Genomic DNA, 23,557 nt, shown 5'->3' with positions numbered 1-23,557 from the left:
GTCTGCCAAAGCGGTCAACCGGTGTTCCGCATGCCCGCCGCGATGCCGTTGATCGTGGTCAGGAGCGCCCGTTCGAGCGCCGGGTCGGGCGAGGCCTTCCGCCCGCCGGTCCAGGCGCCGCTGTCGGCCGCCTTGCTCGCCCGGTACTGGTCGAGCAGCGTGACCTGCAGGTGGTGCAGCGGCTGCAGGTAGCTGTCCCGGACGCCCAGCGTGCGGTGCAGCACCGGCTGGCGGTCCAGCAGCGCCGTCTCGCCGGTGATCGCCAGGACCTCCTCGACCGTGCGCTGGTACTCCTCCCGGATGACGTCGAAGATCGGGTGCAGGTGGTCCGGCACCAGGGTGTCGACGTAGCGGGAGGCGATCTCCAGGTCGGTCTTGGCCAGCATCATCTCGACGTTGGACAGGAAGGTGCCGAAGAAGTGCCACTTTTCGTGCATTTCCCGCAGTACCTCGGAAAGCCCCGCCTCCCGGGCCGCCTTCAGCCCGCTGCCCACGCCGAACCAGCCCGGCACGATCTGGCGGGACTGGGTCCAGCCGAACACCCACGGGATCGCCCGCAGGCCGGACAGGCCGGCGTCGGCGTTGGGCCGCTTGGCCGGGCGCGAGCCGATGTTCAGCGCGCCGAGGAGCTCGGTCGGGGTGGCGGCCCAGAAGTACGCCGGAAGGTCCGGGTTCTCGACGAGCGCCCGGTAGTTCGCGAACGCGGCCGTCGAGACCGTCTCCATCGCCGAGTCCCAGCGGGCCAGCGACTCGGCCGGCTGCCGCGGCTCGGTGTGCAGCAGCGCCGACTGCAGCACGGCGGCCAGGGTGAGCTCCAGGTTCTCCCGGGCGAGGGCCGGCAGCGTGTACTTGTCGGAGATGACCTCGCCCTGCTCGGTGACCTTGATCGCGCCGTCGAGCGTGCCCCAGGGCTGGGCCAGGATGGCCTCGTGCGTGGGGCCGCCGCCGCGGCCGACGGTGCCGCCCCGGCCGTGGAACAGCCGCAGGCGCACCCCGTGGCGGGCGGCGACGTCGCGCAGCTGCCGCTGGGCCTTGTGGATCATCCACTGCGAGGTGGTGATGCCGGCGTCCTTGTTGGAGTCCGAGTAGCCGAGCATGACCTCCTGGACGTCCCCGCGGGCGCGGACGATCGCGCGGTACACCGGGATCGAGAGCAGGTCGTCGAGCAGCTCGCCGGCCATCTCGAGCTCCCGGGCCTGCTCCAGCAGCGGGACGAACCCGATCCGGGCGCGGGCCGACTCCATCGACGCGCCGCCGAACCCGGCGCCGGCGCTGACCTCGACGAGGCCCCACTCGCGGGCCAGCACCACGGCGGCGAGGACGTCGTCGATGCCCTGGGTCATCGAGATGATGTAGGTCTCGATCACCTCCGGGCCGAACCGGTCCTGGACCTCGCGGATCGCCGAGAACACGTCGAACGTCTTGCGGGCCGAGTCGCTCAGCGACGTGTCGCGGGTGGCCAGCGGGCGGCGGCCGGTGAGCTCGTCGATGAGCAGCTGGCGGCGGGAGTCGCGGTCGAGCGCCGGGTAGTCGATCTCGCCGACCCGGCGGTACAGCTGGGCGAGCACCTCGTGGTGCTGGTCGGCGTGCTCGCGCACGTCGAGCGTGGCCAGCTGCAGGCCGAACGCGGAGAGCGTGCGGATCGCCGAGGCGAGCCGGCCGGTCGCGGCCAGCTGGCCGCCGTTGCGGGCCAGCGACGCGCGCATCAGCTCAAGGTCCGCGATGAGCTCGGCGGTGCCGAGGTAGTCGCGCCCCGGCTTGTGCGGCGTCCCGGTGGCCAGGCGGCTGCGGGTGTGCTGCAGCTTGAGCCGGATGCAGCGCAGCTTGAGCCGGTAGGACTCCTCCAGGTTGACCCGGCGGTAGCGGGCCGGCAGCTCCGGCAGGTTGTCCAGGTCGGCGGCGAGGCTCGCGGACAGGTCGAGCGACACTCCGCGCAGCCGCTTGGACACGGACAGCTCGTCGATCAGCGTGTCGATCACGCCCTCGGCCATCCGGATGCCGTACTCGTGCTGGATGAGCAGCACGTCACGCGTCACCGCCGGGGTGACGAACGGGTTGCCGTCGCGGTCGCCACCGATCCACGAGCCGAAGGTGAGCGGGCGGGCGGTGGGCGGCAGCTGCACCCCGAGGTCCTTGAGCGTCTCGTAGAGGTCGTCGAGGACCTGCGGCGCGGCGCCCTCGGCCAGGTCGGCGAGGTAGTACACGGCGTTGCGGGCCTCGTCGGACGGCTCCGGGCGCTCCAGGCGCAGCTCGTCGGTCTGCCACAGCAGGTCGAGCAGCTCGGCCAGGCGCCGGTCGGTGCGCGCCGAGCGGGTCTTGTCGGGCTCCAGCGAGCCGTCGAGCGCGGTGGCCACGGCCTCGGCGTCGAGCTCGTCGGCGACGGCGCGCAGCTTGGTGAGGATCGAGCGGCGGGCCGCCTCGGTCGGGTGGGCGGTGAAGACCGGGCGCACGCCGAGCTTCGACGCGATCGAGCCGATCTCGCGCACGCCGACCCCGCGGTCGGCGATCAGCTTCGCGGCCCGCTCCAGCCAGCCGCCCTCGCGGACCCGGATGCGGCGCAGCTCCCGGGCGCGGTGGACCTGCTCGGTGATGTTGGCGAGGTGGAAGTACGTCGAGAAGGCCCGGGCCAGCTGGGTGCCCGTGACCACGTCGAGCCCGTGCAGACGCTCGGCGGCGGCCTCCGGGTCGGAGCGCACCAGGGCACGCACCTCCTCGACGAGGTCGAGCAGGTGCTGGCCGTCCTGCCGGACCAGGCTCTGGCCGAGCAGGGATCCCAGGCGTCGGATGTCGGCGCGCAGCGCGGCGTCGGTTGCGCTCGACGCAGGAGCTTCTGCGGACATTGGAAACGTCCCCCTAGCGGTGTGGTCGGCTCGGCTTGGGGGGACGGCGCTGTCCGATTTCACCGGCATCGTATCGGCTACGGCGCCGCCCCGGGCGCGGTCGGTGAGTGATGTCTCTAACCAGCCTCTCACGCAGGGTGATGACGGCGGCCTCGACGGCGGCGGGTTCGCCGACGGCGGCGAAGTGTCAGACCGGGCGGATACTCTGGTAACCGCATCGACCACCCCCGTCCGTTCCGGGCGCGGGGTTGTTTGCCGTGCAGATTGGGTCGCACACCGCCATGAAGCTCGCCGGTCTCACCTCCGCCGCCCTCGCCGACCCGGGCCTCGCCCGGGCCCGTGACCTCGCCCGCGCCGGGCACTCCGACCAGGTCGACCTGACCGGGCCGCCGTCGCTGCGCGCGTTCCTCGTCGCCGCCGTCGCCTCCGAGCGGCCGGTGCTCGCGGTCACCGCCACCGGGCGGGAGGCCGAGGATCTGGCCGCCGCCCTCGGGTGCCTGCTCGACCCGGACGACGTCGCCGTCTACCCGGCGTGGGAGACGCTGCCCCACGAGCGACTGTCCCCGCGCTCCGACACGGTCGGCAAGCGGCTCGCGGTGCTGCGCCGGCTGGCCCACCCGACCGAGGCCGCGCCCCGCCCGCGGGTCGTCGTGGCGCCGGTCCGCTCGGTCCTCCAGCCGCAGCTCAAGGGCCTCGGCGACCTGGAGCCGATCGAGCTGCGCCCCGGCGGCTCGGCCGACCTCGACGCGCTGGTGGCCCGGCTGGCCGACCTCGCCTACGCGCGGGTCGACCTGGTCACCAAGCGGGGTGAGTTCGCGGTCCGGGGCGGCATCCTCGACGTGTTCCCGCCGACCGAGGAGCACCCGTTGCGGGTCGAGTTCTGGGGCGACGAGGTCGAGGAGATCCGCTCGTTCGCGGTCGCCGACCAGCGCACGATCGAGAAGGTCGACCGGCTGTGGGCCCCGCCGTGCCGGGAGCTGCTGCTCACCGGCGAGGTGCGGGCCCGGGCGGCGGCGCTGTCGACCGACCACCCGCAGCTCGCCGAGATGCTCGACAAGCTGGCCGCCGGCATCCCGGTCGAGGGCATGGAGTCGCTCGCGCCGGCGCTGCTCGGCGGCACCGACTCGCTGGAGCTGGTGCTGCACACCATGCCGGCCGGCACCCACGTGCTGCTGTGCGACCCGGAGCGCATCCGCACCCGGGCCCACGACCTGGTGCGCACCAGCGACGAGTTCCTGGAGGCCAGCTGGGCCGCGGCCGCGGTCGGCGGCAAGGCGCCGATCGACCTGGGCGCGGCCGCGTTCCGCCACCTCGGCGACGTGCGCGCGGCGGCGGCGTCGCTCGGGCAGCCCTGGTGGTCGCTGAGCCCGTTCGCCGCCGCCGAGGACAGCGCCGTGCGCGAGGTCGAGCCGTGGCGGCTCGGCGAGGAGGACACCGTGGTGACGGTGTCCGACGACGCCGTCGCGATCACCCTGTCCGCGCAGCCGGTTCCGCTGTACCACGGGGAGACCGCCCGGGTCGTCGACGACCTCAAGCGGATCGCCGGCGAGGGCTGGCGGATCACCCTGGTCTTCGAGGGCACCGGCCCGGCCCAGCGGGCGGCCGAGGTGCTCCGCGACGCCGACCTCGGCGTCTCGCTGGTCGACACGCTGGCGGACGAGCCGGCGGGCGGCGTCGTCACGATCACCACCGGCTCGCTCGGCAACGGCTTCCTCGACGAGAGCGCCCGCCTCGCCGTCATCACCGGCACCGACATCTCCGGCGGCCGCGGCGCGTCCACCAAGGACATGCGCAAGATGCCGAGCCGCCGGCGCAACCAGATCGACCCGCTGGAGCTGCGCACCGGCGACTTCGTGGTGCACGAGCAGCACGGCATCGGGCGCTACGTCGAGATGGTCCAGCGCACGGTCAACGGCGCCGACCGGGAGTATCTCGTGATCGAGTATGCGGCGTCGAAGCGCGGCCAGCCGGGTGACCGGCTGTTCGTGCCGACCGACCAGCTCGACCAGCTCTCCCGCTACGTCGGGGGCGAGACGCCGACCCTGCACAAGATGGGCGGCTCGGAGTGGCAGAAGGCGAAGTCCCGCGCCCGCAAGGCCGTGCGGGAGATCGCCGCGCAGCTGATCCAGCTGTATGCCGTGCGGCAGAACTCGCAGGGCCACGCCTTCGGGCCGGACACGCCCTGGCAGCGCGAGCTCGAGGACGCCTTCCCCTACCACGAGACCCCCGACCAGCTCGCCGCGATCGAGGAGGTCAAGGGCGACATGGAGAAGGCGGTCCCGATGGACCGGCTGATCTGCGGCGACGTCGGCTACGGCAAGACCGAGATCGCCGTGCGGGCGGCGTTCAAGGCGGTGCAGGACGGCAAGCAGGTCGCCGTGCTCGTGCCGACCACGCTGCTCGCCCAGCAGCACTTCAACACGTTCTCCGACCGGGTCGCCCAGTTCCCGGTGGAGGTCCGCCAGCTGTCGCGGTTCCAGACGCCGACCGAGACGAAGCTGACCATGGAGAAGGTCACCGACGGCACCGTCGACATCGTGATCGGCACCCACCGGCTGCTGCAGTCGGCGACCCGGTTCAAGCAGCTCGGGCTGGTGATCGTCGACGAGGAGCAGCGCTTCGGCGTCGAGCACAAGGAGTTCCTCAAGCAGCTGCGCGCCTCGGTCGACGTGCTGACGATGTCGGCCACGCCGATCCCGCGCACGCTGGAGATGGCGATCACCGGCATCCGCGAGATGTCGACGATCGCCACCCCGCCGGAGGAGCGCCACCCGGTGCTCACGTTCGTCGGCGCGCAGGACGACAAGCAGGTCGCCGCCTCGATCCACCGCGAGCTGCTGCGCGACGGCCAGGTCTTCTACCTGCACAACCGGGTCGAGTCGATCGAGCGGGCCGCGCGCCGGCTGCGCGAGCTGGTCCCCGAGGCGCGGGTCGCGGTCGCCCACGGCCAGATGGGCGAGGAGGCCCTGGAGAAGATCATGGTCGGCTTCTGGGAGAAGGAGTACGACGTCCTCGTCTGCACCACGATCGTCGAGAGCGGCATCGACATCCCCAACGCCAACACCCTGATCGTCGAGCGGGCCGACCTGCTCGGCCTGGCCCAGCTGCACCAGATCCGCGGCCGGGTCGGCCGGGGCCGCGAGCGGGCCTACGCCTACTTCCTGTATCCGCCGGACAAGCCGCTCACCGAGCACGCCCACGAGCGGCTGGCCACCATCGCGCAGCACACCGAGCTGGGCGCCGGCATGTACGTCGCGATGAAGGACCTGGAGATCCGCGGCGCGGGCAACCTGCTCGGCGGCGAGCAGTCCGGGCACATCGAGGGCGTGGGCTTCGACCTCTACGTGCGGATGGTCGGCGAGGCGGTCCAGCAGTTCAAGGGCGAGCGGCCGGAAGAGGAGGAGCCCGACGTCAAGATCGACCTGCCGGTCGACGCGCACCTGCCGCTGGAGTACATCGGCGCCGAGCGCCTGCGCCTGGAGATCTACCGCAAGATCGCCGGAGCGAAGGACGCCGCCGCGCTCGACGAGATCGTCGCCGAGATGCGCGACCGCTACGGCGAGCCGCCGGAGCCGGTGGCCAACCTGCTGGCGGTCGCGCGGTTCCGCTTCCTGGCCCGCTCCTACGGGCTGACCGACGTGTCCCTGCAGGGCAAGCACGTCCGGTTCGCGCCGCTGCAGCTGCCCGACTCGAAGCAGCTGCGGCTCAAGCGGCTCTACCCGGAGGCGGTCTACAAGGCGGCGGCCGACACGGTCTCGCTGCCCCGCCCGTCCACCCGGCGGGTCGGCGGCGAGCCGATGCGGGACACCCAGCTGCTCGACTGGGCGGGTGAACTCCTCACGACCGTCCTCGGTGACAAACACTGAGCGTGCGATGGTGGGCACCATGCGTGCTCACCGTCTCGCCCCGCTTGCCGTGCTCGCGTTGCTGGCCGCGCTCGCGGGGTGTCGCTCCAGCCCGGCGGTCGCGGCCTACCTGGGCGACCGCGCGATCACCGTCGCCGAGGTCGACGAGGTCGTCCGCGCGGTGAACGCGGTCGGCGACGAGCGCTGGGCCGCCCGCCGGGCCGGCGGCCCGGGTCCCCAGCCGCCGTTGGTCCACACGACCGCGGCCGAGGTGGTGTCGCTCATCGTGCTGCGGCACGTGGGCGAGCGGCTGCTCACCGAGCGCGGCCTGCCCGCCGCGCCCCGGTCGTCCGACGTGTTCGCGGCGATCTTCGGCCTGCCGCCGTCGGACCCCTACCTGCGGCTGTGGCTCGACTACTGGCAGGTGGTCCAGCCGATCGTCGCCGCACATCCCGAGCGGCCGCCGACGGACGAGGAGGCCGGCCGGTTCCTCGACGCGCTGGTCGACGCGGGCCAGGTGCCGGACGGGGTCGGGCACGACGAGATGATCGCGGATCTCAAGCGGTACCCGGCCTTCGGGGCGGCCGCGAGCGCACAGCAGACGCTCGCCGCGGCCGCGTCCGGGGTCACGATCAACCCGCGATACGGTGGGCTGGTGCTGCCGGCGATTCTGAGCCTGCCGAGCGGCCTGGTCCCGATTGACATCGCCTTCCCCGACGACGGGAAGGTGCCCGTGGAGGAGGCCTGAGGTCCGTGTCCGGCAGGGTGGTGTTGCTGGTGACGTCGCCCCGGCTGCCGGCCGGGGTGCTGACCGCGCAGGCGTGGGACCTGGTGCGCGCCCACCCGGTGTATGCGGGCGCCTCGTCCGAGCAGCTCGACGCGCTGCGGGCGGCCGGCGCCACGGTCTCGGTCGTGCCCGCCCACGTCGAAACGCTGCTGACGGCGCTGGCCGAGCACGGGACGATCGTGTGGCTCGCCGCGCCCGACGGCGACGAGCAGCTGGCCCGCGAGCTGGGCCTGCGGCTGGCCCGCGAGCCCGGCCTGGCCGAGCTGGAGCTGCTCTACGGCTCCTGGGACCCGCCCGGCGCGCGGCTCCTCGACGCGGTCACCGTCATGGACCGCCTCATGCACCCCGCCGAGGGCGACCCGTGGAAGCGGGCGCAGACCCACCACAGCCTGGCGCCGTTCCTGCTGGAAGAGGCGTACGAGCTCTACGACGCCATCCGCGACGACGACGCGGAGGCCGTGCGCGAGGAGCTCGGCGACGTCCTGCTCCAGGTCGTCCTGCACGCCCGGCTGGGCGAGGAGACGGCCGGCTTCACCATCGACGACGTGGCCGGCGACCTGGTCGCCAAGCTGATCCGCCGCAACCCGCACGTGTTCGCGGACACCGAGGTCGGCGGCATCGACGACATCATCGCCAACTGGGAGCAGATCAAGAAGGCCGAGAAGTCCCGCGCCTCCGCGGTCGACGGCGTGGCCCTCTCCCAGCCGGCCCTGGCCCTGGCGGCCAAGCTGCTGCAGCGGGTCGCCCGCGCGGGCCTGGACGTCCCGCTGCCGCCGCCGACCGACCTGGGCGGGGCGCTGTTCGCACTGGTCGCCCGCGCCCAGTCCGAGGACGGCGACGCCGAGGCCGCCCTGCGCGCGGCCGCGCTGTCCTACCTGGACGCGGTCCGCCGCGTGGAGCGGTCGTAGGGGTCGGCAAGCGGCTCCGGGCGGCCCAACGCCTCGCTGATCCGCATCAGTGACGACGCGCCGACGTAGTGCCGCCCCCGGGTCTGGCCGCGCTGCTCCAGCAGTCCGTGCTCCAGGAGCATCCGCAGGTCGCGGGTGGCCTGGTCGGCGGTCAGTTGCTCGTCGCGCTGGTAGGTGGTGCGCCGCACGCGCCCCCCGGACGCCGCCGCATACAGTGCCGAGGTCGTCCGGGCCGGCAGTCCGAGACCTTCGAGCGTCTCCCACAACCGCGCTGCGCGGTCGAGCCGTTGCTGGACCCGTTGCATCTGCATGTGGTGCGCTCGGAGGCAGAACCGCACCCACGGCAGCGTGTCGGCGTGCGGCTGCCAGCGCTCGCCTCCGGTTTCCCGCAGTGCGTCGTAGTAGTCGAAGGTGTTCCGCCCGGTTCCGAGCCACTCCTCGATCGACGAGAACTCCGGGGCGAGAACGGCATCGCGGGCCAGCACGAGGGTGTGCAGGCACCGCGACATCCGTCCGTTCCCGTCTCGCCACGGATGGATGCGGACCAGGTTGAGGTGGGCGACCGCCGCTCGTACGAACAGTGGGGCCGCAAGATCACCGTCCTGCAGCCAGTCGGCGAGTTCGCCCATCAGCGGGGCCAGATCGCCGGCGTCCGGGCCGGTGTAGACGACCTCGCCGGTCGAGTGGTCGGTGATCCAGATGCCGCTCGGCCGGAACCGGCCGGGCCACCTCTCCGGATGATGCTTGAGCATCATGAAGTGCAGGCTGTTGAGCAGCATGTATCCGAAACGGAACTCGGCGGCGTTGGCGAGTTGTTGCACGAACGTGAGTGCGTCCCGGTATCCGGTGATCTCGGCCCACACCTCGGGCGCGGTGTCGAGGGGTTCGTCGCCGCCGGCGGCGGCGACGGCGTCGTCCACCGACACCTGGTAACCCTCGATCGAGTTTGATCCCTTGATGCCGTGGGCGACGAGTTGGCGGCGAAGCTGACCGGTCCACCGGTGCGGGGTGGCCACCTGGTATCGCAGGCTCTCCCGCATCCGGTCGATGTCTTCGAGCACCCGCTCGTCGTCGGCCTGGAGCGTCGGGACTGCGTAGAGCATAAAATTATCCTAGCAGAATGCCGATATTATTTCGGCGTCAGGTCAGGTCCAGGGTGTGGGCCTGGGCCTCGCCGGCCCGCAGGGTCGCCGTCCAGCGGGTGGCGTCGAAGACGTTGCCGCCGATGGCCTCCGTCGCCTCCGCCGACGGCTCGATGAGCACGAACGACGGGTCGACGGCCTCGCGCTGCAGCATCGGCATGCGCGGCGCCAGGACGTACACCGTGTCGTGGCCGGCCGCCAGGTCCGCGTTCGTGCGGGAGCGGACGCCGCCGTCCATGTAGCGGCTGCCGTTCACCGGGATCGGCGGGAAGATGCACGGCACCGCGCAGCTGGCGGCGACCGCGGCCGCGAGCGGCACGTCCGAGGCGGCCGTCCAGCGCACCGGCTCGCCGGTGTGGACGTCGACGGCCGTCACCAGCAGGTGGGCCGGCCACTCGGTGATCGGCAGCCGGCGGGCGAACGCCGCCAGCCACGGGTCGGGCGGGCCCACCTCGGCCTCCAGCGCGATCGTCCCGATCTGCCGGCGCATCTCGGCCGGGCTGAGCGACTCGTCCTGGAGCAGGCCGAAGGCGACGGCGCCGCGGCTCCAGTCGGCGTGCAGCGGCGGGTCGCCGGGGCCGAGCGGCGCCTCGATGGCGGCCGCCGTGCGGGGGTCGCGGAAGGCGCCGATGAGGGCGCCGGTCATCGCGCCGGCCGAGGTGCCGACGATCAGGTCGGCGCCGCCGAGGTCGACGCCCCGGTCGTGCAGGCCGATGAGGACTCCGAGTTGCCATGCGACGCCGGTGATGCCGCCGGCGCCGAGGACGAGCGCGGTGCTTGCCATGCATCCTGCTTAACACGCTGCCCGACGTTCCGGGCGGCCAGGACGAGGCCGGAGCCGACCAGCAGGACCCCGGCCACCCGCGGCAGGCCGGGCCGCACGCCGTCCACGATGGACACGGTGAGCAGGGCGAACACCGGCACGAGGCCGACGAACAGCCCGGCCCGGTCGACGCCGAGCCCGGCCACCGCGGCGTACCAGCACACGAACGCGACGACCGTCAGCACCAGCCCGAGGAACGCGATGGCGGCGGCCTCCTCCCGGGTGGGCAGCCGCGGGCGTTCACCGGTGACCGGCACGAGCAGCAGCAGGATCGGTACCGCGAGCAGCGTGCTCCACGCCGACACCCGCACCGGCCCGAGCCGCGGCAGCAGCGGCGCGGCGAGCAGCGAGAACGCCGCCTCGCAGCCCAGCACGCCCACCGCCGCCCACAGCCCGGCCGGGTCGGTGTGGCCGAAGCCCTCCACCAGGGCCGCGCCCAGCACCACGACGCCGCCCGCGAGCAGCAGCCGCCGCGACGGCCGCCGGCCCTCCTGCAGCGGCCCGAGCAGCGCCAGCACCAGCGGGCTCACCCCGACGATCGTGCCGATCACCGCCGGGTCCGCGTGGCGGAGCGCGGCGAGCAGCAGGACGTTGAACAGCACGAGGCCGGTCGCCGCGACCGCGCCCAGCCGCACGAGCTCACGCAGGGTCGGCAGCCGGCGCTGCGAGGTAGCCAGCAACGCGAACAGTGCGAGCGCGGCCAGGGTGTACCGCAGCGCCTGCCCGGTGAGCACCGGAAAGCTGCCGATGGACCGGCTGACGGTGAACGAGCTGCCGAGAAGTGCGCAGGTCAGGACGCAGTACGCGATGTGCCGGCGGGTCATACGGCCGAACCTACGGCGGCGAGTGGTCCACGCTACAGTGCCACCGAACCCTGCTTTTGGAGGACCAATTGTCGGTGTGGGAGGCGCTCGTCGAGCTCGACCGCACCCGGCCCCGGGTCGGCGACCAGCTGGTCGGCGCGCTGCGCGACGCGATCACCCGGGGCCGGCTGGCGCCGGGCACCCGGCTGCCCTCCACCCGCGATCTGGCGGCCGACCTCGGGGTGTCCCGCGGGCTGGTCGTCGGCGCCTACGAGCAGCTCACCGCCGAGGGGCGGCTGGTCACCCGGCGCGGCTCGGGCACGGTGGTGGCGGCCGTCGCGACCGCGGTACCGCGGCAACGGGAAGGCCTGCCCGAGCGCGCGACGGCGGTGGCCCCGCTGCGCCCGGGCGTGCCCGACCTCGGCATGTTCCCCCGCACGGCGTGGCGGCGCGCCTACGAGACGGCCCTGACCGGGGCGCTCGACGCCGACTTCGACTACGGGGACGCGGTGGGCGTGCCCCGGCTGCGCCAGGAGCTGGCCGGCTACCTCGGCCGGGTGCGGGCCGCGCTGGTGGCGCCCGAGGGCCTCATCGTCACCGCCGGCGTCACCCAGGGCCTCGCCCTCGTGGCCCACGCGCTGCTGGCCCGCGGGGTCCGGCGGATCGCGTTCGAGGACCCCGGCTCGGCGGCCCTGCGCGACCACGTGGCCCGGCTCGGGCTGGAGGTGGTGCCGGTCCCGGTCGACGAGGAGGGCCTCGACGTGCGCGCGCTGAGCCGCACGCGGGCGAAGGCGGTGCTGCTCACCCCGGCCCACCAGTTCCCGACCGGGGTGGTGCTCGCCCCCCGGCGGCGCGCCGAGCTGGTCGGCTGGGCGCGGCGGGTCGACGGGCTGATCGTCGAGGACGACTACGACGCCGAGTACCGCTACGACCGCGAGCCGGTCGCCTGCCTGCAGGGCCTGGCACCGGACCGGGTCGCCCTGGTCGGCTCGGTCAGCAAGGTGCTCGCGCCCGGCCTGCGGCTCGGCTGGCTGGTCGCGCCGCCGGCCTGGCTGCCCGGGCTGTGCGCGGCGAAGGCCGACGCAGACAACGGCGGCCCCGCCCTGCAGCAGCTCGCGTTCGCCGAGTTCCTGGCCGGCGGCGGCTACGACCGGCACCTGCGCCGCGCCCGCCGCCTGCACCGCGAGCGGCGCGACGCGATCGTCGCCGCGCTGCGCCGGCACCTGCCGAAGGCCCGCATCGGCGGCATCGCGGCCGGCCTGCACCTCGTCGTCGAGCTGCCGCCCGGCACCGACGACGTCGCCATCGTCGAGCGGGCCGCCGCCGCGGGCCTCGGCCCGCTCGCCCTGTCGGCGCTGCGGATGCGCAAGCGGGGGCCGGCCGGGCTGGTCCTCGGGTACGCCGCGCACACCCCGCACGAGCTCGCCCGGGCCGTGCGCACCCTCGCGACGCTCGTCTAGGGGATACGGTTTCGGGATGCCGCATGACTTCGTGCCTCTCGCCGAGCACATCGCCGACGCGCTGCTGGAGGCCGACCCGCGGCTCGCGGCGGCGGCCGGCGACCACCGGTTCGACGACCGGCTGCCCGACTTCTCCGCCTCGGCGGTGGCCGACGACGTGGAGATGCTGCGCGACGCCTCCGCCGCGCTCAGCCAGATCGACGCCGACACGCTCGACGTGCAGGAGTCCGTCGACCACGCCGTCCTGCTGGCCCGCGTGGAGCGGATGCTCTTCGAGCGGACCGAGGTGCGCGAGCACGAGTGGAACCCGCTGGCGTACAACCCCGGCGCCCTGCTGCACGGGCTGATCGCGCGCCCGTTCGCGCCGGCCGACGAGCGCCTGGTGTCGCTGGCGGCGCGGCTTTCCGCGGTACCGGATGCGCTGGCAACGGCGAGAGAGGTCCTGCGGGACTCGCCGCGGGTGCACGTGGAGACGGCGATCGGGCAGTTCGCGGGCACGGCCCGGCTGGTCCGCGACGAGCTGGGCGAGCTGCTCAAGGAGGCCCCCGGGCTGACCGAGGTGGTCCGGCCGCTGCAGGAGCGGGCGGCTGCCGAGCTCGACGCGTTCTCCGAGTGGCTGCGCGACCGGCTCGACACCGCCGAGCGCGACCCCCGCCTGGGCCGCCGCCTGTGGGAGGCCCGCCTCTGGCACACGCTGGACACCGAGCTGTCCGCGGCGACGGTCCTCGCCCGCGCCGAGGCGAACGTCGCCCGGGTCGGCGCCGAGCTGCGCGCCGCCGCGGCCGAGCTGACCGGCGGCCCGGAGACGGACGACACCGTCCGCGAGGCGTTCGCCCGCCTGGCCGCCGACGTCCCCGACAACGACACGATCGTGGAGCTGGCGAAGGTCTCCCTCGACGAGGCGACCGAGTTCGTCCGCGCCCACGACCTGGTCTCCCTCGCCGACGACCCGCTGGTCATCATGGAGATGCCGGAGTTCGCGCGGGGCGTCGCGGTGGCGTACTGCGACCCGCCCGGCATGCTGGAGCCGGCCGACCTGCCGACGTTCTTCTGCATCTCCCCGACGCCGTCGGACTGGTCCGCCGCGCGGGTCGAGTCGTTCTACCGCGAGTACAACGCCCACATGCTGCGCGACCTCACCGTCCACGAGGCGATCCCGGGCCACTTCCTGCAGCTGGCCCACGCCCGCCGCTACCGCGGCCGCACCCGGGCCCGCGCGATCGGCTGGTCCGGCCCGTTCGTCGAGGGCTGGGCGGTGTACGCCGAGGAGCTGATGGCGGCCCACGGCTTCGGCGGCCTGCCGGTGCGTCTGCAGCAGCTGAAGATGCAGCTGCGCATGACCATCAACGCCGTCATCGACCAGCGCATCCACTGCGACGGCATGCCGGAGGAGGAGGCGATGTCGCTGATGATGGACGCCGGGTTCCAGGAGGAGGGCGAGGCGGCCGGCAAGTGGCGCCGGGCGCTGCTGAGCTCGACCCAGCTCTCGACGTACTTCGTCGGCTACACGGAGGTGAGCGAGGTGGCGCACGCCCGCCCGGCGGACGTCGCGCAGCGCGACTGGCACGACCGGATGCTGGCCCACGGCTCCCCACCCCCGCGCCACCTGCACACGCTGCTCGGCCTGTAGCCCGGCGCTCTCCCGCCCCGCGCTGCCCCGTCGCGCCCTGCGCCGCGCTCTGTCCTGCCCCGCCCCGCGTCCTGCCCTGCCCCGCGCCGGGCCCCGCGCCCGCGCCCTGCCCTGCCCTGCGCCGCGATCTGCCCCGTGCCGCGCCGCGATCTGCCCCGCGATCTTGGACTTGTGTCCGGGATTTGTCCGACATGGGGGACAAAATGGGGACCACAACTCCAAGATCGCGGCGGTGGAGAAGGGCGAGCGTGGCGGGCGAGCGTGGCGGTGGAGGAGCGCGGCGGTGGGCCAGTGCGGCGGGCCAGCGCGGCGGTGGAGGAGCGCGGCGGTGGGCCAGTGCGGCGGGCCAGCGCGGCGGTGGAGGAGCGCGGCGGCGGCCAGCGCGGCGGGCCAGCGCGGCGGTGGAGGAGCGCGGCGGCGGCCAGCGCGGCGGGCCAGCGCGGGGGTGGGGCGGTGTGGCGCAACGGGCGGAACGGAGGCAGTCCGGGGAGGGTGGCGTTGCTGGATCCGGCCGAACGATAGGCTCAGGTTGCCGCACCGTGGCGGTCGGAGACACCGTTCCAACGTAGGGGGTTCCACGACAGTGGCCACTATTGAAGCTATCGGCGCCCGGGAGATCCTGGACTCGCGCGGCAACCCGACCGTCGAGGTCGAGGTCGCGCTCGACGACGGCACGCTCGCGCGTGCGGCCGTTCCCTCCGGCGCCTCGACCGGCGCGTTCGAGGCCAACGAGCTGCGTGACGGCGACAGCAAGCGCTACCTCGGCAAGGGTGTCGAGAAGGCCGTCGAGAACGTCAACGAGCGTATCGCCGAGGCCGTGCTCGGCATCGACGCCACCGAGCAGCGGCTCGTCGACCAGGCCATGCTCGACCTCGACGGCACGCCGGAGAAGTCGGAGCTCGGCGCCAACGCCATTCTCGGCGTCTCGCTCGCCGTGGCCAAGGCGGCCGCCGACTCGGCCGGCCTCAGCCTGTACCGGTACCTCGGCGGGCCCAACGCGCACCTGCTGCCGGTGCCGATGATGAACATCCTCAACGGCGGCGCGCACGCGGACTCCAACGTCGACATCCAGGAGTTCATGATCGCGCCGATCGGCGCGCCGACGTTCCGGGAGGCGCTGCGGACCGGCGCCGAGGTGTACCACACGCTCAAGTCGGTGCTGAAGAAGAAGGGCCTGGCCACCGGGCTCGGCGACGAGGGCGGGTTCGCCCCCAGCCTGCCGACCAACGCGGCCGCGCTCGACCTGATCGCCGAGGCGGTGGAGAAGGCCGGCTACTCGCTCGGCAGCGACGTCGTGCTCGCGCTCGACGTGGCGGCCACCGAGTTCTACAAGGACGGCGGCTACCAGTTCGAGGGCGCCGGGAAGTCGGCCGACGAGATGATCGCGTACTACACGCAGCTCGTCGACGCGTACCCGATCGTGTCCATCGAGGACCCGCTGTCCGAGGAGGACTGGGACGGCTGGAAGGCGATGACCGACGCGCTCGGCGGCCGCATCCAGATCGTCGGCGACGACCTGTTCGTCACCAACCCGCAGCGTATCGCCCGGGGCATCGCCACCGGCACCGCCAACGCGGTGCTGGTGAAGGTGAACCAGATCGGCTCGCTCACCGAGACGCTCGACGCCGTGGACCTGGCGCACCGCGCCGGCTTCCGCACGATGATGAGCCACCGCTCGGGTGAGACCGAGGACACCACCATCGCCGACCTGGCGGTGGCCGTGGGCAGCGGCCAGATCAAGACCGGCGCGCCGGCCCGTTCCGAGCGGGTCGCGAAGTACAACCAGCTGCTGCGCATCGAGGACGAGCTCGACGACGCGGCGCGCTACGCCGGCCGCGGCGCGTTCCCGCGTTACCGTTAGTGGGAATTTCCGGCGCCCGCCCCACAAGGCGGGCGCCGGCATGGAACAGGGGGAGGGCATGCAGCAGCGGACCAGGCCGGGCGGGCGCGGCCGGGAGGCCCCTCGCACGCGCGGCGCGACCCGCCCGAACGCCCGCCCCACGGTTGCCCGCCGCGCGGTGTCGACCGGCGGCGCCGCCCTGCGCACCCGGGCGCCGCAGCCGCGGCGGTTCACCAGCCGGGCCGTGGTCCTGAGCCTGGTCCTGCTGGTCCTGCTGCTCGCCTATGCCTATCCGGTCCGGGTGTACCTCGCTCAGGAGGCGGAGATCGCCGCCTACGAGCAGAGCCAGGAGCTCCAGGCGGCGAAGGTGGCGGACATGGCCGCCCGCGCCAAGAAGTGGGACGACCCGGAGTATGTGATCAGTCAGGCCCGGCAGCGGCTGCACATGGTGCTGCCGGGCGAGAAGCCGTATGTGGTGGTCGACCCGAGCCGGGCGCAGGCGACCGACCCGGCCGACGTGCCGGGCACGGAGAAGGCACCCCGGCCGTGGTATGGCAAGTTGTGGTCGAGCGTCGAGGCGGCGGACAAGCAGTGAGCGAACCCGAGAAGGCCACCGAGCAGGATCTGGCGGTGGTCGCGGCGCAGCTCGGCCGCGCGCCGCGGGGGACGCGGGCCGTCGCGCACCGGTGCCCCTGCGGGCTGCCCGACGTGGTGGAGACGACGCCGAGGCTGCCCGACGGCACGCCGTTTCCCACGCTGTACTACCTGACCTGTCCCCGGGCGGTCCATGAGTGCAGCCGGCTGGAGTCGGCCGGGCTCATGAAGACGATGAACGCCCGCCTCGCCGAGGACCCGGAGCTGGCCGCGGCCTACGAGCGGGCGCACCAGCAGTACCTCCGCAGGCGCGAGGAGATCGGGCACGTCCAGGAGATCGCCGGGGTGTCCGCGGGCGGCATGCCGACCCGGGTGAAGTGCCTGCACGTCCACCTCGGCCACGCGCTCGCGGCCGGGCCGGGGGTCAACCCGTTCGGCGACGAGACGCGTGAGCAGGCCGGCGAGTGGTGGGCCGCGGGCCCGTGCGTGTCACTCGATCCGGGCGAGGACTGAGCACAGGATCTCCCAGCCGTCGGCGTCGTCCGAGGTGCCGGTGTGCGGCCGGCGGAAGCGGCGCACCTCGACCGCGATGTCGGCGAGGGCCCAGCGCAGCTGGAAGAGCATGATCGTCGAGGGGCGGACCAGGACGCCGGTCGCCTCGGCGTACGCCGTGAAGATCGATCCGTCGCCCGGCTCGATCAGCCACAGGTCGCGCTCCGGCGGCGAGATCAGCACGGTGTCCCAGTCGATCAGCCGCCAGCCGGTCGGCGTCCGCATGGTGTTGCCCGAGTGCGGCTCGCCGTGGGTGAGGACGGCGCGCACCGGTTCGGCGCGGCTCTCCAGGACGAGCTCGTCGTACCGCGCGAGCAACCGCCGCAGCGGCTCCCGGTGCGCGGCCAGCAGGTCGGCCGCGGCCGCCGCATAGGGCCCGCAGTCCGGCCCGGGCCGCTTGAGCGCCTGCTCGACCTCGTCGCGGTGCGGGACCGCGAAGTCGTCGACCCGCGCGTGCCGGCGCACCACCGGCGGGGCGGTGTGCAGCTGGATGATCATGTCGAGGGTGGCCTGCCGGTGCTCGGGCCCGGCGAACGCGTTCCACTCGAAGCTGGTGCCGTCGACGAACGGATAGACGGCGATCGCGAACGGCCCGCTCGTCAGCATCGTCTCGCTGCGCAGCGTCGGCACCGGGGCGACCGCGAAGGTGTGGCCGGTCACGTGCAGGTCGGCGGCGACGGCGAGCGACGCGCGCAGCCGGGCCGGGTCGGCCGGCTCGTCGACGGTGACGAACCACCGGGAGCCCGACGTGTCGACGAGCTCCCAGTGGTGGCTGCCGAAGCCGACCGGCCGGTAGGTGAGCGACTTGACCGTGAGTCCCCACTCGTGGACGAGCAGTGACGCGAGCGCGTCATCTGGGAGCTCCCGGGGTGGTGTCAGCACCCCGACAAGGTACGTCAGTTACCCGTCCCAGGCGGGGCGGAGGCTTCGACGATCTTCGCGCCCTTCGGCGGTACGAACGCCTTCGCGTCGACGTCGGAGCTGAACTTCGTGAGCTCGACGCCCAGCGCCTTCTCGTCCGTCCCAACCCCCTTGAACCGGGTGAGCAGGCCGTTCTCGGCCACGCAGACATGGAACTCCTTCGCGGTGACCGCGTTGGGGTTGTTGTCCTGCGGGATTCCGGTCACGTCCAGACAGTCGCTTTTCTGACCGGCGATGGTGGCGGTGTTCTGGGCGATTTTCACGCCGGGCACGACCGCGGCGGCCGTCATCAGCCCGAGGGCCATCTCGGTGCTGATGAAGCCGCCGCCGGCCACGGCCGACAGGTAGGCGGACTGGTCGGCCGCCGACAGGTTGCCGGTCTGCACGGGGCTCTTCTGGCACACGACCTTGTTCGCCGGGCCCGTGCACGAGTACATGGCGTCCTCGGTGAGGATGAAGCGGCCGTCCTTGCCGAGGTAGGCGGCCTTCGGCGGCTGCTGGACCACGGTCGTCGTCGAGCCGTCGTCGGTCTTGTACTCGGCCGTGAAGGTCAGCTGCGCGGACTTGCCCATCCGGTCGGCGAGGTCGCTGATGGCCGAGACGTTGTCGACGGCCTGCTTGACCTGGTTGACGACGCCGCAGCCGAGCACGCCCGCGCCGAGGACCGCCGCGGCGCCCAACGTCAGGATCCGTTTCATGGGGTCAATGTGGGGCCCGGCGGCCGGGCGTTCAACGAACTGTCAGCAGGGTGACCCGTTCACGGTGCAGCTCGTCGGCTGCGCCGCGTCGCCCTTGGCCTCGAACCCCATCCGGATCGAGCCGCCGGCCTCGAGGTACGTGTTCCATGCCTGCGACTGCAGGATGAGCTCCCCGGTCTTGTGCTCGGCCTTGGCGCCCCACGTGGACGTGACGTCCACGTCCTTCGGGAGCTTGAGCTGTACCGTCCAGCCCTGGATCGGCTGCGAACCGAGGTTCGTCACCGTCACCTCCGCATTGAAGCCGTCCTTCCACTTGCTGCGCACGGCGTAGCCCGCCTTCATCGAGCCGGCCTTGGCCGGCGCCGCCGACGGTGGGGCGCTCGCCGTCGGCGTGGGATCCGAGGTGCGGGCCGCCGACGTCGGTGGTGCCGCGCCGTCCTTCGTCAGGTACAGAACCGTCATCGTGCCGGCCGCCACCACCATTACCGCCGTGGTGAGCATGAGCACCCGGTCGCGTGTCAGATGCCACATCCGCGCGCCACTACCCTTACCGCCATGGAGGTAACCGTTCGGCGGGCGCGGACCGCCGACGTGCGGGGGATTCGGCGGCTGGTCGCGATGTACGTCGCGGACCGGCGCCTGCTGTCCAAACCCACGGTGACGTTGTACGAAACAGTGCAGGAATTCTGGGTGGCCGAGCGCGACACCGACGGCACGATCGTCGGCTGCGGCGCGCTGCACGTGATGTGGGAGGACCTCGCCGAGGTCCGCACCGTGGCCGTCGACCCGCTCACCCGCGGCCACAAGATCGGCCACCGCATCGTCACCGAGCTGCTCGGCGCGGCCCGCGAGATCGGCGTGCGCAGGGTGTTCGTGCTGACCTTCGAGACCCGCTTCTTCGGCTCGTTCGGCTTCGTGCCGATCGACGGCACGCCGGTCACCCACCAGGTCTACGAGGAGCTGCTGCGCTCCTACGACGAGGGCGTCGCCGAGTTCCTGGACCTGGAGCGGGTCAAGCCCAACACCCTCGGCAACACCCGGATGCTGCTGCATTTGTAGGCTTTCGAGCGTGAAGCGCGTGGCTGCCATCGACTGCGGGACCAACTCCGTCCGCCTGCTGATCGCCGACGTCTCCGGCGACGGCCTGACCGACGTCACCCGGCAGATGCGGATCGTCCGGCTGGGTGAGGGCGTCGACAAGACCGGCCGGCTGTCGCCCGCGGCCATCGAGCGCACCCGGGTCGCCCTCGTCGACTACGCGGCGGACATCGCCCGGTCCGGCGTCGGGGCCGCCCGGATGGTCGCGACGAGCGCCTCCCGCGACGCCGCCAACGCCGCCGACTTCCAGGCAATGGTCCGCCAGGTCCTCGGCTTCGACCCGGAGGTCATCACGGGCGACGAGGAGGCCCGCCTGTCGTTCACGGGGGCCGTGCGGGGCCTGACCGCCGAGCCGCCGTATCTGGTCGTCGACATCGGCGGCGGCTCGACCGAGTTCGTCGTCGGCACCACCGGCGTCGACGCGGCGATCAGCGTCGACATCGGCTGCGTGCGGATGACCGAGCGCCACCTGCACGGTGACCCGCCGACCCCGGACCAGATCGCCGCGGCCGAGGCCGACGTCACCGCGGCGGTCGACCGCGCGCTGGCGGCCGTCGACGGCCGGCGGGCCAGGACGCTGGTCGGCCTGGCCGGCTCGGTGACGACGGTGACGGCGCTGGCCCTGGACCTGCCGGAGTACGACCCGGCCCGCATCCACCGGGCCCGCATCTCGGCCGCCGACGTGGCCAAGGTGACCGCGGACCTGCTGGGCAAGACGGCCGAGCAGCGCCTCGCCACCCCGGTCATGCACCCGGGCCGGGCGGACGTCATTGGCGCGGGCGCGTTGATCCTGCGCACGATCGTGGACCGTTCGGGCGCCGACTCGGTGATCGCCTCAGAGTCGGACATCCTGGACGGAATCGCATATTCGCTTGCATAACGGACCGCACAAAACCCGCACGTAGCACTGTCGGATTTGCGTCAGCGCTGGTCAGCCCGTCCGTCGGACCTCGGCCCGCGACTGCTCGCGGGGGTCGGCCTCGTCGCGCGACCACCACCAGCCGTACGTGAGCACGCCGTCACTCGGCATGGTCATGATGATCTTCGCGGGCATCGGGCCCTCGTAGGCGTTGAAGACGCCCGGCTGGCTCTCCACGAAACGGGTCACGCCGGGCAGCTCAAGGCATGTGACGTGCAGTTCCAGGCGCCCGGCCTCGCTCGCGGTGAGGATCGTGTGCTCGACGTGCTGCAGTCCCTTGCTGTCGCTGACCGCCTCGTAGTCCAGCGTGATGGCGTTTCCGCGCACCACCGAGGTCACCTTGATCCGGGCGACGAACGGCCCGGACTCCAGTCCGTCGCCGCGCCCGCGATAGACACCGGGAGCGGCGGCGAGGCGCTTCAAGAGATCGGTCACGGCGCACACCGTAATACGACAGCGCACGATGCTGCGCATATTGGCCCGCTACCGCTATCGTGAGCCGTCTCCTGCGGGCGTGTGGCCGGTTTGCCAAGCTCAACCATCATTCCGCCCGTTAGGGTGATCTTTGCGGCATACCCCGGAAGGAAGCTCATGTCTGATCAGTACCCGCCGCCCGGCAGTTACCCGCCCCCCGGCGGCGGTGGCGGTTACCCGCCGCCCGGCGGTAACGACCCGTACGGGCAGCCTTCGTCCGGCGGTCCCTACGGCCCGCCGTCGTCGGGTGGTCCCTACGGTCCGCCGTCGTCGGGTGGCCCCTACGGTCCGCCGTCGTCCGGCGCGCCGTACAGCGACCCGTCCTCGGGTGCCCCGTACGCCCCGCCGCCGCCCGGTGGCGCGCCGTTCGGTGCCCCGCCGCCCCCGCCGAAGAAGAGCAGCGCCGGCAAGATCATTCTGATCGTGCTCGGCGTCATCCTGGTGCTCGCCCTCGTCTGCTGCGGCGGCATCTTCTTCTTCGCGAAGGACACCTGGAACGACATCGTCAACAGCAGCGCGGCCAACGCGAAGGTCGGCGACTGCCTGGCCGGCGACGAGATCACCGAGACGGGCAGCAAGAGCGTCAGCGTCAAGATCGTGAAGTGTGACGCCAGCGAGGCCCGCTACAAGGTCGTCGGCATCAAGGGGGGCGTCCCGCAGTCTGAGGCGCTCAAGCAGCAGCCGACCGTGTGCGACGAGTTCACCGAGGCCAGCTACGTGCTGTGGCAGGGCACCGACATCAGCAGCGGCGACGCCCTCTGCCTCACCGACGCCAAGTAGCCAGCGGCGTCGGGTAGCGGCGCCGCTCGGCGCCGGGCAAGACGAGTTTCACCGCATTGGCGGTCCGCGTGGGGCGGGCCGCCTTTTGCGTGTCCCTGTCCTCTGCACTTGATACTACTGTGCATTGCGCACTACTCTGCACGGCGTGGACACAACCCAGTTGCTCAAGGGTGTGCTCGACCTGGCTGTGCTCGCCGTGCTGCGCGACGAGGACGGCTACGGCTACGACATCCTCCGCCGGCTGCGCTCGGCCGGCCTCGGCGACGTCGGCGACGCCTCGGTCTACGGCACGCTCCGCCGGCTGTTCCAGGCCGGGATGCTCACGACGTACGTGGTGCCCAGCGAGGAGGGGCCCCACCGCAAGTACTACGCGCTCAACGCCGCCGGCCGCACGCAGCTCGGCGCATCGAGCAAGGTCTGGCGGGGGTTCGCGCAGACCATGGACCAGCTGATCGGGGAGAGGGCATGACCGAGTCCGCGGCGCCCAGCAACCTGGAGATCGACTACTACCTCGAGCGGGTCTCCGCGGCCCTGGCCGACCTGCCGGCCGAGGTGCGCGACGACCTCCTGGAGGACCTGCCGGCCCATTTCTCGGAGGTACTGGCCGAGCAGGGCGGATCGCTCGTCGACCGGCTGGGCCCGCCCGCCGCCTACGCGGCCGAGCTGCGCGCCGCCGCCGGCCTGGAGCCGACCGGCGCCACCGCGGCGAAGGGCGGCCCGCTCGACCGGCTGGCGCCGCTCGTGACCCGGGCCGGTCGGTGGCTGGCCGTCGCCGACCGCCGGGTGGGCCGGCTGATCGGCTACCCGCGGGCGTGGGACTTCCTGGTGCTGCTCCGCCCGGCGTGGTGGATCGCCCGCGCCGTCTGCGTCGTCGTGCTGGTCTTCGCCGCCGACATCATCCCCACCGACCGCCTCGACGACCCGATCGGCTGGCTGGTCCTCGCGGTGGCGATCGTGATCTCGGTGCGGATCGGCGCGACCGGCCGCCCCCGCATCCCCCGCTGGCTCGGCTGGGCGGGCACGGCGGTCGCCGTGATCGGCGCGCTGGTCGTGCTGGCCGACTGGTCCGGGATCTCCCGCAGCTACAGCAGCACGAACTACTACGACCGCTGGTCGTACGTCACGGACGTCTACCCGGTGGACGGCAGCGGCCGGCCGCTGCGCGACGTGACCCTCTACGACCAGGACGGCAACCCGATCCAGCTCGGCGACTACTGGCGCTGCGCGAGCGGCACGGAGGGGCAGCCGGCGAGCTACCCGCTGTGCCGCGGCCCGCAGCTCCCGTCCCCGTCGGGCGTCCCGTCGGCGTCGGGGTCGCCCGTGCCGTCGGCGTCGGTGTCGGCCCAGCCGTCCGGGTCCGCCCAGCCGTCTGCCTCCGTCCAGCCGTCCGTCCAGCCGTCCGTCCAGCCGTCCGTCCAGCCGCCCGTGTCGCCGTCGGGCTGA

21 protein-coding genes are annotated in these 23,557 nt (G+C 72.9%); 13 read left to right on the top strand and 8 right to left on the bottom strand.

What is annotated here, in order from left to right:
- Positions 1–14: 14 nt before the first annotated feature.
- Positions 15–2,840, bottom strand: a complete 2,826-nt coding sequence (ppc, locus tag IEZ31_RS08865; protein WP_190249276.1) for a phosphoenolpyruvate carboxylase — start codon at positions 2,838–2,840, stop codon at positions 15–17.
- Between the two features lie 281 nt (positions 2,841–3,121).
- On the opposite strand from ppc, the gene mfd reads away from it, so the two are divergent.
- Genes mfd through IEZ31_RS08850 form a run of 3 tightly spaced genes read left to right on the top strand, consistent with a single transcriptional unit; the run spans position 3,122 to position 8,380 of the window.
- Positions 3,122–6,706, top strand: coding sequence for a transcription-repair coupling factor (gene mfd / locus IEZ31_RS08860; RefSeq protein WP_190249450.1), 3,585 nt, complete (start codon positions 3,122–3,124; stop codon positions 6,704–6,706).
- A 19-nt stretch (positions 6,707–6,725) separates the two neighbouring features.
- Positions 6,726–7,433: a hypothetical protein gene (locus tag IEZ31_RS08855; RefSeq protein WP_190249275.1), complete on the top strand. Its 708-nt coding sequence runs from the start codon at positions 6,726–6,728 to the stop codon at positions 7,431–7,433.
- A 5-nt stretch (positions 7,434–7,438) separates the two neighbouring features.
- On the top strand, positions 7,439–8,380 hold the full coding sequence (locus tag IEZ31_RS08850; protein ID WP_190249274.1) for a nucleoside triphosphate pyrophosphohydrolase: 942 nt from the start codon (positions 7,439–7,441) through the stop codon (positions 8,378–8,380).
- Here IEZ31_RS08850 and IEZ31_RS08845 read toward each other — a convergent pair.
- From IEZ31_RS08845 to IEZ31_RS08835, 3 genes are read right to left on the bottom strand one after another with little or no spacing between them, the layout of a single operon-like run.
- Entirely contained in the window at positions 8,344–9,483 is a 1,140-nt protein-coding gene (locus IEZ31_RS08845; protein WP_229834507.1) for a Fic family protein, read from the bottom strand. The two genes, IEZ31_RS08850 and IEZ31_RS08845, sit on opposite strands and share 37 nt — an antisense overlap.
- A 37-nt stretch (positions 9,484–9,520) precedes the next feature.
- On the bottom strand, positions 9,521–10,306 hold the full coding sequence (locus IEZ31_RS08840) for a patatin-like phospholipase family protein (RefSeq protein WP_190249273.1): 786 nt from the start codon (positions 10,304–10,306) through the stop codon (positions 9,521–9,523).
- Positions 10,192–11,169 carry a DMT family transporter gene (locus IEZ31_RS08835; protein WP_190249272.1) on the bottom strand — a complete coding sequence of 326 codons (978 nt, stop codon included), beginning with the start codon at positions 11,167–11,169 and terminating at the stop codon, positions 10,192–10,194. Before IEZ31_RS08835 ends, IEZ31_RS08840 begins: the two co-directional genes overlap by 115 nt.
- 74 nt (positions 11,170–11,243) lie before the next feature.
- On the opposite strand from IEZ31_RS08835, the gene pdxR reads away from it, so the two are divergent.
- From pdxR to IEZ31_RS08810, 5 genes are all read left to right on the top strand, one after another.
- Positions 11,244–12,608 carry a MocR-like pyridoxine biosynthesis transcription factor PdxR gene (gene pdxR / locus IEZ31_RS08830; protein ID WP_190249448.1) on the top strand — a complete coding sequence of 455 codons (1,365 nt, stop codon included), beginning with the start codon at positions 11,244–11,246 and terminating at the stop codon, positions 12,606–12,608.
- Positions 12,609–12,624: 16 nt separating this feature from the next.
- Entirely contained in the window at positions 12,625–14,238 is a 1,614-nt protein-coding gene (locus IEZ31_RS08825; RefSeq protein WP_190249271.1) for a DUF885 domain-containing protein, read from the top strand.
- Between the two features lie 583 nt (positions 14,239–14,821).
- Entirely contained in the window at positions 14,822–16,099 is a 1,278-nt protein-coding gene (eno, locus tag IEZ31_RS08820) for a phosphopyruvate hydratase (RefSeq protein WP_190249270.1), read from the top strand.
- Positions 16,100–16,139: 40 nt separating this feature from the next.
- Positions 16,140–16,673, top strand: coding sequence for an FtsB family cell division protein (locus IEZ31_RS08815; protein WP_229834502.1), 534 nt, complete (start codon positions 16,140–16,142; stop codon positions 16,671–16,673).
- A complete protein-coding gene (locus IEZ31_RS08810; protein ID WP_229834500.1) occupies positions 16,670–17,185 on the top strand; it encodes a DUF501 domain-containing protein in 516 nt (171 codons plus the stop codon). The genes IEZ31_RS08815 and IEZ31_RS08810 overlap by 4 nt, the downstream gene beginning before the upstream one ends.
- On the opposite strand, the gene IEZ31_RS08805 is transcribed toward IEZ31_RS08810, so the two are convergent.
- Genes IEZ31_RS08805 through IEZ31_RS08795 form a run of 3 tightly spaced genes read right to left on the bottom strand, consistent with a single transcriptional unit; the run spans position 17,162 to position 19,374 of the window.
- On the bottom strand, positions 17,162–18,106 hold the full coding sequence (locus IEZ31_RS08805; RefSeq protein WP_190249268.1) for a phosphotransferase: 945 nt from the start codon (positions 18,104–18,106) through the stop codon (positions 17,162–17,164). The genes IEZ31_RS08810 and IEZ31_RS08805 overlap by 24 nt on opposite strands.
- A gap of 14 nt (positions 18,107–18,120) precedes the next feature.
- Complete coding sequence (locus tag IEZ31_RS08800) at positions 18,121–18,843, bottom strand: hypothetical protein (protein WP_190249267.1); 723 nt, start codon at positions 18,841–18,843, stop codon at positions 18,121–18,123.
- A 42-nt stretch (positions 18,844–18,885) separates the two neighbouring features.
- Complete coding sequence (locus tag IEZ31_RS08795; RefSeq protein ID WP_190249266.1) at positions 18,886–19,374, bottom strand: cellulose binding domain-containing protein; 489 nt, start codon at positions 19,372–19,374, stop codon at positions 18,886–18,888.
- Positions 19,375–19,398: 24 nt separating this feature from the next.
- On the opposite strand from IEZ31_RS08795, the gene IEZ31_RS08790 reads away from it, so the two are divergent.
- Together IEZ31_RS08790 and IEZ31_RS08785 are read left to right on the top strand one after the other, a co-directional pair.
- A complete protein-coding gene (locus IEZ31_RS08790; protein WP_229834497.1) occupies positions 19,399–19,902 on the top strand; it encodes an amino-acid N-acetyltransferase in 504 nt (167 codons plus the stop codon).
- Between the two features lie 19 nt (positions 19,903–19,921).
- Positions 19,922–20,821 carry a Ppx/GppA phosphatase family protein gene (locus IEZ31_RS08785; protein ID WP_190249446.1) on the top strand — a complete coding sequence of 300 codons (900 nt, stop codon included), beginning with the start codon at positions 19,922–19,924 and terminating at the stop codon, positions 20,819–20,821.
- 51 nt (positions 20,822–20,872) lie between these two features.
- On the opposite strand, the gene IEZ31_RS08780 is transcribed toward IEZ31_RS08785, so the two are convergent.
- Positions 20,873–21,295 (bottom strand): hypothetical protein, encoded by a 423-nt coding sequence (locus tag IEZ31_RS08780; RefSeq protein ID WP_190249264.1) that lies wholly within the window; start codon positions 21,293–21,295, stop codon positions 20,873–20,875.
- 156 nt (positions 21,296–21,451) lie between these two features.
- On the opposite strand from IEZ31_RS08780, the gene IEZ31_RS08775 reads away from it, so the two are divergent.
- The 3 genes from IEZ31_RS08775 to IEZ31_RS08765 all read left to right on the top strand — a co-directional run bounded on the left by IEZ31_RS08775 (position 21,452) and on the right by IEZ31_RS08765 (position 23,557).
- A complete protein-coding gene (locus tag IEZ31_RS08775) occupies positions 21,452–22,114 on the top strand; it encodes an LppU/SCO3897 family protein (RefSeq protein ID WP_190249263.1) in 663 nt (220 codons plus the stop codon).
- 145 nt (positions 22,115–22,259) lie between these two features.
- Positions 22,260–22,583, top strand: coding sequence for a PadR family transcriptional regulator (locus IEZ31_RS08770; RefSeq protein WP_190249262.1), 324 nt, complete (start codon positions 22,260–22,262; stop codon positions 22,581–22,583).
- Positions 22,580–23,557, top strand: coding sequence for an HAAS signaling domain-containing protein (locus IEZ31_RS08765; protein ID WP_190249261.1), 978 nt, complete (start codon positions 22,580–22,582; stop codon positions 23,555–23,557). Before IEZ31_RS08770 ends, IEZ31_RS08765 begins: the two co-directional genes overlap by 4 nt.

This window comes from Dactylosporangium sucinum (assembly GCF_014647515.1).
Lineage (GTDB): Bacteria > Actinomycetota > Actinomycetes > Mycobacteriales > Micromonosporaceae > Dactylosporangium > Dactylosporangium sucinum.
Note: the sequence above shows the minus strand (reverse complement) of the source record. Positions and strands in the feature narration are given on the sequence as shown.